This window comes from uncultured Roseovarius sp. (assembly GCF_913057115.1).
Classification (GTDB): Bacteria; Pseudomonadota; Alphaproteobacteria; order Rhodobacterales; family Rhodobacteraceae; genus Roseovarius.
Map to the genome: position 1 here is coordinate 1 of NZ_CAJXNN010000061.1, position 11566 is coordinate 11566.

15 protein-coding genes are annotated in these 11566 nt (G+C 59.8%); 14 read left to right on the forward strand and 1 reads right to left on the reverse strand.

What is annotated here, in order from left to right:
* Positions 1-573 carry an NYN domain-containing protein gene (locus tag QZ498_RS16445; protein ID WP_294624195.1) on the reverse strand — a complete coding sequence of 191 codons (573 nt, stop codon included), beginning with the start codon at positions 571-573 and terminating at the stop codon, positions 1-3.
* 145 nt (positions 574-718) lie between these two features.
* Here QZ498_RS16445 and folK point away from each other — a divergent pair, with 145 nt between their 5' ends.
* The 14 genes from folK to era form a co-directional block, all read left to right on the forward strand.
* Complete coding sequence (folK, locus tag QZ498_RS16450; protein WP_294624197.1) at positions 719-1279, forward strand: 2-amino-4-hydroxy-6-hydroxymethyldihydropteridine diphosphokinase; 561 nt, start codon at positions 719-721, stop codon at positions 1277-1279.
* A 166-nt stretch (positions 1280-1445) separates the two neighbouring features.
* Positions 1446-2657, forward strand: coding sequence for a GTP-binding protein (locus tag QZ498_RS16455; RefSeq protein WP_294624222.1), 1212 nt, complete (start codon positions 1446-1448; stop codon positions 2655-2657).
* An 18-nt stretch (positions 2658-2675) separates the two neighbouring features.
* Complete coding sequence (locus tag QZ498_RS16460) at positions 2676-3281, forward strand: DUF1826 domain-containing protein (protein WP_294624199.1); 606 nt, start codon at positions 2676-2678, stop codon at positions 3279-3281.
* A 3-nt stretch (positions 3282-3284) separates the two neighbouring features.
* Positions 3285-3563, forward strand: coding sequence for a DUF6525 family protein (locus tag QZ498_RS16465; protein WP_294624201.1), 279 nt, complete (start codon positions 3285-3287; stop codon positions 3561-3563).
* Positions 3564-3633: 70 nt separating this feature from the next.
* Positions 3634-3996: a DNA-directed RNA polymerase subunit omega gene (rpoZ, locus tag QZ498_RS16470; RefSeq protein WP_294624203.1), complete on the forward strand. Its 363-nt coding sequence runs from the start codon at positions 3634-3636 to the stop codon at positions 3994-3996.
* A 29-nt stretch (positions 3997-4025) separates the two neighbouring features.
* The gene (locus tag QZ498_RS16475) at positions 4026-6167 is read left to right on the forward strand and encodes a bifunctional (p)ppGpp synthetase/guanosine-3',5'-bis(diphosphate) 3'-pyrophosphohydrolase (protein WP_294624205.1); all 2142 of its coding nucleotides are present in this window, start codon (positions 4026-4028) and stop codon (positions 6165-6167) included.
* Positions 6168-6178: 11 nt separating this feature from the next.
* Positions 6179-6841 carry a DUF2062 domain-containing protein gene (locus QZ498_RS16480; protein ID WP_294624207.1) on the forward strand — a complete coding sequence of 221 codons (663 nt, stop codon included), beginning with the start codon at positions 6179-6181 and terminating at the stop codon, positions 6839-6841.
* Between the two features lie 33 nt (positions 6842-6874).
* A complete protein-coding gene (locus QZ498_RS16485) occupies positions 6875-7624 on the forward strand; it encodes a pyridoxine 5'-phosphate synthase (protein WP_294624209.1) in 750 nt (249 codons plus the stop codon).
* Entirely contained in the window at positions 7621-8082 is a 462-nt protein-coding gene (locus tag QZ498_RS16490; protein WP_294624211.1) for an ABZJ_00895 family protein, read from the forward strand. Before QZ498_RS16485 ends, QZ498_RS16490 begins: the two co-directional genes overlap by 4 nt.
* Entirely contained in the window at positions 8082-8531 is a 450-nt protein-coding gene (locus tag QZ498_RS16495; RefSeq protein WP_294624212.1) for an ABZJ_00895 family protein, read from the forward strand. The genes QZ498_RS16490 and QZ498_RS16495 overlap by 1 nt, the downstream gene beginning before the upstream one ends.
* Positions 8528-8941 carry a holo-ACP synthase gene (acpS, locus tag QZ498_RS16500; RefSeq protein ID WP_294624214.1) on the forward strand — a complete coding sequence of 138 codons (414 nt, stop codon included), beginning with the start codon at positions 8528-8530 and terminating at the stop codon, positions 8939-8941. Before QZ498_RS16495 ends, acpS begins: the two co-directional genes overlap by 4 nt.
* Positions 8942-9214: 273 nt before the next feature.
* The gene (gene lepB / locus QZ498_RS16505; protein WP_294624216.1) at positions 9215-10051 is read left to right on the forward strand and encodes a signal peptidase I; all 837 of its coding nucleotides are present in this window, start codon (positions 9215-9217) and stop codon (positions 10049-10051) included.
* Between the two features lie 8 nt (positions 10052-10059).
* Positions 10060-10740: a ribonuclease III gene (gene rnc / locus QZ498_RS16510; protein WP_294624218.1), complete on the forward strand. Its 681-nt coding sequence runs from the start codon at positions 10060-10062 to the stop codon at positions 10738-10740.
* Between the two features lie 155 nt (positions 10741-10895).
* A partial coding sequence (era, locus tag QZ498_RS16515; protein WP_294624220.1) for a GTPase Era occupies positions 10896-11566 on the forward strand: 671 nt, incomplete at its 3' end.

The following is an 11566-nucleotide window of genomic DNA, read 5'->3' on the forward strand; positions in this document are numbered from 1 at the left end:
TTAGTCTTGCCGTTCGTAGTTGCTTTCGCGGTCCGCTGGCATTTCGCGGGGCGGACGGCCGATCACATCCTTGAGGTCTTCCAGTTCGATGAAGTTGTCGGCCTGACGGCGCAGGTCATCGGCGATCATCGGCGGCTGACTGCGGATGGTCGAGACCACCGAAACGCGCACGCCTTGGCGTTGCAGGCTTTCCACCAGCGGGCGGAAATCGCCATCGCCGGAAAAGAGCACGATGTGGTCGATGCGCGGGGCCAGCTCCATGGCGTCCACCGTCAATTCGATGTCCATGTTGCCCTTGACCTTCCGGCGACCTTGGCTGTCGGTGTATTCCTTGGCCGGCTTGGTGACCATGGTGAAGCCGTTGTAGTTCAGCCAGTCAACCAGCGGGCGGATCGGGGAATACTCATCGTTTTCAAGCAGCGCCGTGTAATAAAAGGCCCGCAACAACTTGCCCCGGCGCATGAATTCCGTTCGAAGCAACTTGTAATCGATGTCGAACCCAAGGGCCTTGGCAGCGGCGTATAAATTCGACCCATCGATGAACAGCGCGAGCCGTTCGTCCTTGTAAAACATTGATTGTCCTTCCGAATGTCTTGGCCCTGGTCGGATTTTTGAATAAGTGAGTGGTTAATTACGAGCAGGGTATCCTGTTAAATAGATCTTGCATGCTTTTTAGGCAAGCAAACAAGCTGTGTTCAAAAGGATAGGGTATTTGTGCATGAGTGAACTTTGCTTGATCGCCTTGGGTGCGAATATGCCTTCCGGATCGGAATCCTTGGAGCATACACTGCGTGGGGCTTTGGATCGGCTGGAGGCTTCGGGAGTTCGGGAACTGACTGTCAGCGCCTTCTATCGTACACCATGTTTTCCAACGGGCGCGGGCCCCGATTACCTGAACGCAGCGGCGAGTCTGCAATGGGCTGGCACGCCGGGCGAGTTGTTGGATTTGCTGCACCGTGTAGAGGCGGATTTTGGCCGAGAACGTGTGCAACGCTGGGGGCGGCGGACATTGGACCTGGATTTGATTGCCGTCGGGTCCACCGTAATGCCCGATGCCGAAACGCAGGACGCTTGGCGCGATTTGCCATTGGAAGAGCAGGTGCGGAAGACCCCTGATCGCCTGATACTTCCGCATCCAAGGGTGCAGGACCGGGCCTTTGTTCTTGTGCCTTTGGCGGAGGTTGCGCCGGACTGGGTTCATCCGCTTTTGGGGATGAGTGTCAGCGGGATGCTTGAGGCCCTGCCCAAACAGGCACGGGCCGAGGTTGTCCCGCTGTAGTCGCTTAGCGATAATTCAAAGGGTGCCTTGCCTTGATCTTTCGGGGCAGGTTCAAGGCAGACCGCGTTCGACCTGAGTGAATTGGGGTTGTCTTCCTTGGAGCTAAAAGTGTAATGAAATAACATAAAAGGTTCTTTAAGAAATTGAGGAGTGATTTGCCATGACGATGCGGACGGAACGTTTGCCTGTTACCGTGCTTTCGGGGTTCTTGGGGGCTGGAAAAACCACCTTATTAAATGCGGTTCTGAACAATCGCGACGGGCGGCGCGTTGCGGTCATTGTGAACGATATGTCCGAGGTCAACATTGATGCCGATTTGGTGCGGAACGGTGGCGCCGACCTTAGCCAGACGGATGAAAAGCTCGTGGAAATGTCGAATGGCTGCATTTGCTGCACGCTGCGCGATGATCTTTTGCAGGAGGTGCGGCGGCTTTCCGGAGAAGGGCGGTTCGATTATCTTTTGATCGAGTCCACCGGGATTGCCGAGCCGCTTCCTGTCGCGGCGACCTTCGAGTTTCGTGATGAAGCGGGGCAGAGCCTGTCGGACGTGGCGCGGCTTGATACGATGGTGACGGTGGTGGACACGGTCAACCTTCTGGAGAATTACTCAAGTCACGATTTCCTGAGTGACCGCGGGGAAGTGGCGGGCGACGCCGATGACCGGACGCTGGTGGATTTGCTGGTGGACCAGATCGAATTTGCCGACGTGATCGTGATGAACAAGGTCAGTGATGCCGGGCCTGACCGTTGCGATGCGGCCCGGAAGATCATCCGGAGTTTGAATGCCGATGCCCGGGTGATTGAAACCGATCAAGCGCAGGTGCCGGCTGAGATGATTTTCGACACCGGACTGTTCGACTTCGACAAGGCGCATGATCACCCCTTGTGGGCCAAGGAACTTTATGGATTTGCCGATCACGTGCCGGAAACCGAGGAATACGGTGTGTCGTCTTTCGTGTATCGCGCGCGGCGGCCCTTTGATCCGCAACAGGTGCACGCTGTTTTGAATGACCCGTTGCCCGGGGTGATCCGGGCGAAAGGGCATTTCTGGCTGGCCACCCGGCCCGATTGGGTGGCCGAGTTCAGCCTTGCCGGGGCCTTGTCGAAAATAGCGCCGCTTGGCACATGGTGGGCCACGGTCCCGCGCGAGCGCTGGCCGGATCACCCGCAAGCGCGCGAGTACCTTGAAAAGCATTGGCAAGAGCCCTTCGGCGACCGGCGGCAGGAGTTGGTCTTTATCGGCGCGGGTATGGATCGCGATGCGATTTGCGCGGCTTTGGATGCGGCGCTTGTCGGGCCGGATGATCGTTATGACCCGGCGGTCTACACGGATCTTGCCGACCCTTTCCCGGCGTGGCGCCGAATGCAGGCGGCCTGAACCATGGCGGATGGTGTGATGGCAGGCGCAACCCGGGTGGTGCAGGGCAAGCGCGATAGGGTGCTGGATGACCTGCGTTGTAATGATGTCGCGGCGGCCATTTGGCAACGGGAGCGGGATGCGTCATTCGCTTCATGGATAGATAGCTTGCCAGTCTTGCAGTTGCCGGAACAGCGGGTGACCTGCCCGGTTGAACGGACCCAAGGGGTGGCGCAGGCGGCATGTGATGTGGCGGGCATGGCGCAGAGCAGGGCGCGCGACATGCTGTGTGATGACATCGCCGCACTGGCGCAGTGCTTCGCCCGAGTGATGCAGGTTTCAACGGTTCGGTTGCGGTTGGACGTGGTGCGCGACGACGCTTGCCGCAAATTCCACCTTGATCGCGTTCCGGCCCGGTTGTTGTGCACCTATCGTGGCAAGGGAACGGAATATGGCGAGGCCCGTCATGATCATCCTCCTGATGAAATTTCCCGGATGCAGCCCGGTGACGCAGGGATATTTCGTGGCGCGGATTGGCCCGGCATGTTGGCAAGCGGCGTACTGCACCGATCGCCGCCCATGGTGGCCGGGGATGCCGTGCGCTTGTTGCTGGTTCTGGACGCGGCACTGCCGGACGAAGTTTGACGTATGAACAGCAATTGCAGAACCCGTTTGGCCCGCCGCCGACGGTGCGGTGATCCGATGGCGGAATATGACCGCTTGCCGCCCGCTGCGCGGCGGTGGCTTTCGCAGGCGGTCTTGCCATGGTCGGCGCGCTCGGTGAGGCGTCTTTGGAGGAAGGCGTTGCAAGAAGCGGGCGGTGATGAGCGGGCTGCGCTGAACCGCTTGAGCCGTGCCGAAGCCGCCCGTTTGGCCCGCGAGGGCGGAGCCCTGTCGCGACCCTTGCAGCAAGGCCAAAGCGCGTGATTCTACCCTTGTAAATTCTCTTGTGAGGGCGTAAGTAACCGACTTCTGCAGATGACTTACCGGAGGTCCAATGGCCCGCGTTACCACAGAAGATTGCGTTGACAAGGTTCCCAATCGCTTTGACCTTGTGATGCTTGCCGCCCATCGTGCGCGCGAGATTTCCGCCGGTGCGCCGATCACCGTGGACCGTGACAACGACAAGAACCCGGTTGTTGCCCTGCGCGAAATCGCCGAGGAAACCCAATCGGCCGAAGAGTTGCGTGAGCGTCTGATCGAATCGAACCAGACCCAGATCGAAGTGGATGAGCCGGAAGAGGATTCCATGGCGCTTCTTATGGGGGGTGGTGCCGAAGCGGCGGACAAACCTGCCGATGACGACATGTCGGAAGAGAAGTTGCTCCGGGCGCTCATGGAGGCACAGGGTCAGGGGTAACCCAGACCCGCAGCGGAGATGCGGATCGCATGATCGCCTGCCAAGACCTGATCGCGCTGGTCCGTACCTACAACCCGAAGACAGACGAAAAGCTGATCTCGGCGGCCTATGACTATGGCCGCGAGATGCATGAGGGGCAGGTTCGCCACTCGGGAGAGCCTTATTTCTCGCATCCGGTCGCCGTGGCCGCCATTCTCGCCGAACAGCGGTTGGATGACGCGACGATCATCACCGCCCTGCTGCACGACACGATCGAGGACACCCGCGCCTCCTATGCCTCGGTGGCTGAAAGGTTTGGCGGCGAGATCGCCGATCTTGTGGATGGGGTCACGAAGCTGACCAATTTGCAACTGAGCAGCACCGAGACCCAACAGGCGGAGAACTTTCGCAAGCTGTTCATGGCGATGTCCAAGGATATGCGGGTGATCCTCGTGAAGCTGGCCGACCGGCTGCACAACATGCGCACGATCAAGGCGATGCGTCCCGAAAAACAGCTCAAGAAAGCGCGCGAAACGATGGATATCTATGCGCCGCTTGCCGGTCGCATGGGGATGCAGTGGATGCGCGAGGAGTTGGAAGATCTGGCCTTTCGGGTGATCAACCCCGAGGCCCGGGCCAGCATCATCCGCCGGTTCATCACCTTGCAGAAAGAAACCGGCGACGTGATCGAGCGAATCACTGGCGACATGCGGCGCGAGTTGGATAAGGCGGGAATCGAGGCCGATGTTTTTGGCCGTGCCAAGAAGCCTTATTCGATCTGGCGCAAGATGCAGGAAAAGGAGATGGGGTTTTCCCGGCTGTCCGATATCTACGGCTTTCGCATCATCACCCAGAGCGAGGAAGACTGTTACGGTGTTCTGGGGGCCATTCACCGCCGCTGGCGTGCGGTGCCGGGCCGTTTCAAGGATTACATCAGCCAGCCCAAATCGAACGGCTATCGCAGTATCCACACCACGGTTTCTGGCCGGGATGGCAAGCGGGTGGAGGTGCAGATTCGCACCCAGGCGATGCATGACGTGGCCGAAAGCGGAGTGGCGGCGCATTGGTCGTATCGCGATGGTGTACGGTCGGAAAACCCGTTTGCCGTGGACCCGGCGAAGTGGATCGCCAACCTGACAGAGCAGTTCGACGCTGAAGAGGATCACGAGGATTTCCTCGAAGCCGTCAAGCTGGAGATGTATGCCGACAAGGTGTTCTGTTTCACGCCCAAGGGCGATGTTGTGAAGCTGCCGCGGGGGGCGACGCCGATTGATTTCGCCTATGCGATTCACACCCGAATCGGGCACGCCTGTGTGGGCGCGAAGATCGACGGGATGCGCGTGCCGCTTTGGACCCGGATCAAGAATGGCCAATCGGTCGAGGTGATAACAGCCGACGGACAGGCCCCTCAGGCGACGTGGCTGGATATCGCGACGACGGGCAAGGCGCGCTCGGCTATCCGTCGGGCCTTGCGGGAACAGGACCGGGACAGATACATCAAGCTGGGCCGGGAGTTGGCCCGGTCGGCCTTTGAACACGTTTCCAAAAAGGCCACCGACAAAGCCTTGGACAGCGCGGCCAAGACCCTTCGGCTAAACGGGCGCAACGAAGTCTTGGCACGTTTGGGCAGCGCTGAATTGACCGCGCGGCAGGTGTTGCACGCTGTCTACCCGGACTTGGCTCCGGACGAAAGCGACGCCGTTGGCGGCGAGCGTCCGGTGATTGGCCTGTCCGCAGATCAAAGTTTCGAGCGCGCGCGGTGTTGTCAGCCGTTACCAGGCGAGAGGATTGTGGGTATCACGTATCGTGGCAAAGGCGTTGTCGTGCATGCCATCGACTGCGAGGCGCTGTCGGCCTATGATGACCAGCCGGACCGTTGGCTGGACTTGCACTGGCACAGCGGAACGCATCCGGCAGTCTACAGCGTGTCGCTTGATGTCACGATTGGGAACGATGCCGGGGTACTGGGACGGATTTGCACATTGATCGGCGAGCAGAAGGCCAATATCTCGGACCTGACATTCGTCGACCGCAAGCCGGATTTCTACCGGTTGCTTGTTGACATCGAGTTGCGCGATGCCGAACACCTGCATGGGGTGATCTCGGCGCTCGATGCCGAAAGCGATGTGGCCGCCGTGGAACGGCACCGGGACCCGCGGCAAGCGGGTGCGGTGCCTTTAACCGAAGGTTAGGAGCCCTCTAGGTGGTCTTCAAACGCCGTGACAAACGACCGTTATGGAAAGCGGTGGCCGATTTTCTTTGGCCCCGTGGCGGGTGGACTCGTGCGTTTCACTACGTGAAGCACCGCCTTCGGCGGTTGCCCGATCCACCACATCGGATCGCCCGGGGAATATTCGCCGGGATATTCGTGACCTTCTCGCCGTTCTTCGGGCTGCATTTCTTCCTGGCGGCGTCCTTGGCCTGGATCATGCGGGGCAATATCGTGGCCGCGCTGTTATCGACCTTCGTTGGCAATCCGCTGACTTTCGTACCGATTGCGGCCAGTTCCTTGCAGACTGGATATTTTATCTTGGGACTGGGTACGCCCTTGGGCGACACTGTGGAGCGTTCGCTTGGCGGCAAGTTCGTGGACGCGGGGCGGGACCTCAAGGACAACCTATGGGCAATGTTCACGGAGGAGACCGCGGATTGGAGCCATCTGCTGCTGTTTTACGATGAGGTTTTCTTTCCCTACATGATTGGCGGGCTTATTCCGGGTTTGATTGCCGGGCTCGTCGGCTATTACGTAAGCCTGCCGGTTATCCAAGCCTATCAGAACCGTCGCAAGGGCGCGCTCAAGGCGAAACTTGCGGCCTTGAAGGAAAAAGCCTCTCACAAGGCTGACGCGCGCAAGAAACCGGACTAACCTCACCCCGACTCAAATGCAAAGGGACGCAAGATGTCGAATGAAGGCAAGCTGCGGCTTGGGGTAAACATCGATCACGTGGCCACACTGCGCAACGCGCGGGGAAGCCCCTATCCCGATCCGGTGCGCGCCGCGAAACTGGCCGAAGAGGCCGGGGCAGACGGGATCACCGCGCATCTGCGCGAAGATCGTCGGCATATCGTGGATGCGGATATAGAAGGGTTGATGGAGGCCCTTGAGGTGCCGCTTAATTTCGAGATGGCGGCGACGCCTGAGATGCAGGCGATTGCCCTGCGTCACAAGCCCCATGCGGTCTGCATCGTACCTGAAAAACGCGAGGAACGCACGACCGAGGGCGGCTTGGACGTGGCCGGCGACGACAATCGGTTGGCTGATTTTATCGCGCCCCTGCGCGATGTGGGCTGCCGGGTGTCGCTGTTCGTCGGGCACGAGGCGCGGCAGATCGAGGCTTCGGCCCGGATCGGCGCGGCGGTGGTGGAACTGCATACAGGGGCCTATTGCGATTATCATTACGAGGGTGAATTTGATAAGCGTGACAAGGAGTTGGAGGGCCTTCGCGCGGGCGCGGCGCTGGCCCATTCCCTCGGCCTTGAAGTACATGCAGGCCATGGGCTGACCTATGAAACAGTCAAGCCGATTGCCGCCATGCCAGAGGTCATGGAGCTGAATATCGGGCATTTCCTGATGGGCGAGTCGATCTTTCGCGGGCTTGGCCCGGCGATTGCAGAGATGCGCCGTCTGATGGATGAGGCGCGGGAATGACCAAGGATCACCCCGTGCACCCCGAGTTGTGGAAACCGCTGCGTTATATCGGGGTTTATTTTCTCTTCGTTGCGGTCATGGTCCTTTTTTCGTGGATCATGGTGTCGCTGTTGAACACCCGGATTCCCACAGGCCTGGCCAGTTTCCTGCCGCCGATGATCGCCGCCATGGTTGAGGGTCAGCGCTTTGCGATGGATAACGGTGGGCCGCCGCCCAAAGGTAGAATCTGGCGCGCGATCTTGGGTATGACCGGCATCGTCTTGATCATAAATCTGTGCTTTTTGACCGGGTTGCTGATTCTTCAGACGGAGTTGATTCCAATGTTCAAGAATTACAGCCCGTACTTGCTGGCCTTTGGGGCTTTTCTTCTGTTCCTGATGACGCTGGTGAACCGGCTTTTTTATGGTCTTGGTGTCAGGAGTTATCTGAAGAGCAAGGCTGCGAAGGAGATGCAGTGATGTCTAAGGGCGTGGTTTTCATACGCTATGCCTTCGTGTTTCTGGCGGTTGCCATCGGAGCCAGCCTTGCGGTCACGGCCTTGCAGACGCGCTTTGACAGCGTTGTGGGGTCCTCGGCGCAGTTGATGGTCCCCGCGATGATCGCGGCGCTGGTGGAGGGGCAGCAATTTGCCCGGGCCTATGGGCGCAAGCCTGAAAGTCGTGAAATCTGGCGGTTTGCTTGGCTGGCCACGGCTCTGGCCGTCGCGTTGAACGTGGCGCTGGGCTTTGGCGGGCAAGGGTTTGTGCCGGAGTTTGAAAAACTTGCCGTGGCTTGGGGCTTTCCCAAGCAATTCAGTATATTACTTGGGCTTTATGCGGGCGGCTACCTGATCTGTAATCGGTTCTTCGCGGGCCTTGGGGCTGGCAATCAACTCAGCCTCATGAAGAATAGGGATAGCGCCGAATGATCCTTGGTATCGGCACCGATCTGGCCAACATTGAGCGCATCCAAGGCACCTTGAACCGGTTCGGCGACAGGTTTCGCAACCGGGTGTTCACCGAAGTTGAACAGCGCAAGGCCGAGCGACGGGCCGATGTGGCCGGAACATATGCCAAGCGTTGGGCTGCGAAGGAGGCCTGTTCCAAGGCGCTGGGCACCGGGCTGCGGATGGGGATCGCATGGAAGGATATGGCGGTCAGCAATATCGATACGGGCCAACCTACCATGGCGGTGACAGGCTGGGCAGCCGATCGTTTGGCCGAGTTGACGCCCGAAGGGCATGAGGCGGTGATTCATGTCACCCTGACAGACGATCATCCATGGGCGCAGGCATTCGTCTTAATCGAGGCGCGACCGCTTATGCCGAATCGCCGCTAAGGCTTTGTTGACCTGTCAAAACCCCTGTCTGCAATACGTCGGTATCTTGTCGGTACTGCGTCAGTGCGGCTGGCCTTGTGAACGCGGTTGACCGGGCGCATGAAGCTCGGGCCTTGACCTTTTCTTCTGTTCAAAAATATCCCGGGGGAGGCGCCCGCAGGGCGACGGGGGCAGCGCCCCCTTTTCCCTTTGGCATCACAAGCGCAGCCGTTGCCTTGACTCCCTGCCACGCGCGCCGCATGTAGCGGCCATACCTTAGACCGGAGGGGCGGGATGGCGAGCGAAGGCAAGACAGGCGGCGGCATTTGGGAAACGGTGAAAACCGTCTTCTGGGCCTTGGTGATCGCCGGGATTTTCCGCACGATTTTCTATCAGCCTTTCTGGATTCCCTCAGGCTCGATGAAAGACACGCTGTTGATCGGGGATTTTCTCTTCGTCAACAAGATGGCCTATGGGTATTCCTATGCGTCTTGCCCGACGATCCGTATTCCGGCTGTGGGGCTGGATATCGACGCCAAGGATATCTGCGGCTGGCTGGATGGCGATAACACCCGCATTCTGGGCTCCGAGCCGGAGCGCGGCGATATCATCGTCTTCCGCCATCCGGTGAATGGCACCGATTTCATCAAGCGCCTGATCGGCTTGCCCGGTGACCGGGTGCAGATGAAAGATGGCGTGCTGCATATCAACGGCGAGGCGGTCAAGCTGGAAGATGCCGGCATTTTCAAGGAAGAGTTCGCCGCGCAAGGCCCGATGCGTATTCGCCCGCGGTGTGAAAACGGCGTGGTGGGCGAGGGGGCGACCTGTGAAAAGTCGCGTCAGATCGAGACCCTGCCCAATGGTCATTCGCATCAGATCGTCAATATCGGGCGGCAGCGTTCGGATGATACGGGCGTTTATACCGTGCCGGAGGGACACTATTTCTTTTTGGGGGATAACCGCGACAACTCGACCGACTCGCGCTTTCCCCAGGCCGTGGGCGGGGTTGGGTTCGTGCCATACGAAAACCTTATCGGGCGCGCGGGGCGTGTGATGTTCTCGTCCGCAGGGCGGTCGATGCTATTTTTCTGGACATGGCGGGGCGACCGCTTTTTCGAGAAGCTTGACTGAGGCTGCGCATGAAGGTCTCGGCGGAATTGAAGGCATTTCAGACGCGATTGGGGCACGAGTTTGCAGATCCGGCGCTGTTGCTGCGCGCGGTGACGCATTCCTCGATGTCCTCGCCGACGCGCGACGACAATCAGCGGCTTGAATTCCTTGGCGACCGGGTGCTTGGCCTTGTGATGGCCGAAGCACTGCTGGAACATGACCGGGGGGCCAGCGAGGGCCAGTTGGCCCCGCGGTTCAACGCGTTGGTGCGCAAGGAAACCTGTGCCGAGGTGGCGCGCGAGATTGACATAGGCGCGGTGCTCAAGCTGGGACGCTCCGAGATGCTTTCGGGCGGGCGGCGCAAGATGGCGCTACTGGGCGATGCCATGGAGGCGGTGATCGCCGCCGTTTACCGCGATTCGGGGTTCGATGCGGCCAAGGCGCTTGTGCTGCGGCTTTGGGGAGATCGGATCGGAAGCGTCAAGGAAGACGCGCGCGATGCCAAGTCGGCCTTGCAGGAATGGGCGCAGGCGCGGGGATTGCTGCCGCCGGAGTATCTTGAAAAGGCGCGCAGTGGGCCGGACCATGCCCCGCAGTTCACCATCGAGGCGCGGTTGTCGAGCGGTGAGGCCGCGCAAGCCAAAGCGGGCTCCAAGCGGCAGGCCGAGCAGGCGGCGGCCAAGGCGCTTCTGGCGCGCGTCGAAGGGTAGCGTTTCCAAATTGTGCCCTGCGGGCGCAGGTTTGATTTTGATGAGGGGCTTTGCCCCTCAAACACCCCAGAGTATTTATGGAAAGATGAAGGGGATTGTGGCGAGGCCTGGGGAAATAGGCTAGGGCTGCGCCGTTCATAAGGATTTGACGTGACATGACGCAACGTGCCGGATTCATCGCCCTGATCGGGGAGCCCAATGCGGGCAAGTCGACGCTTCTCAACCGGATGGTGGGGGCGAAGGTTTCGATCGTGACGCATAAGGTGCAGACCACCCGCGCGCGGATCAGGGGCGTGGCGATCGAGGGTGAAAGCCAGTTGGTGTTTGTCGATACGCCGGGTTTGTTTCGGCCACGGCGACGGTTGGACCGGGCCATGGTGGCCGCAGCTTGGGGCGGGGCTGCGGATGCCGATGTGATCGTGTTGATGATCGAGGCGCATCGCGGGATCACTGAAGGCGTCGAGCGCATTCTGGAAGGTTTGGACGAGGTGGCGACAGGGCGTAGCGTGGCGCTTGCTATCAACAAGATCGACCGGGTGAAATCGGAGGTGTTGTTGGGTCTGACCGAGGAGATGAATGCGCGGTTTGCTTTTGCCGAGACCTTCATGATTTCCGCCGAGCGCGGCCATGGGGTGGAGGATTTGCGCAAGTGGCTGGCGGGCGAGGTGCCGGAGGGGCCGTGGCTTTACCCCGAGGATCAGATCGCCGATTTGCCGATGCGGATGATCGCCGCCGAGATCACGCGCGAGAAGCTGACCCTGCGTTTGCATCAGGAGTTGCCCTATCAGTTGACGGTGGAAACCGAGAACTGGGAGGAGCGCAAGGA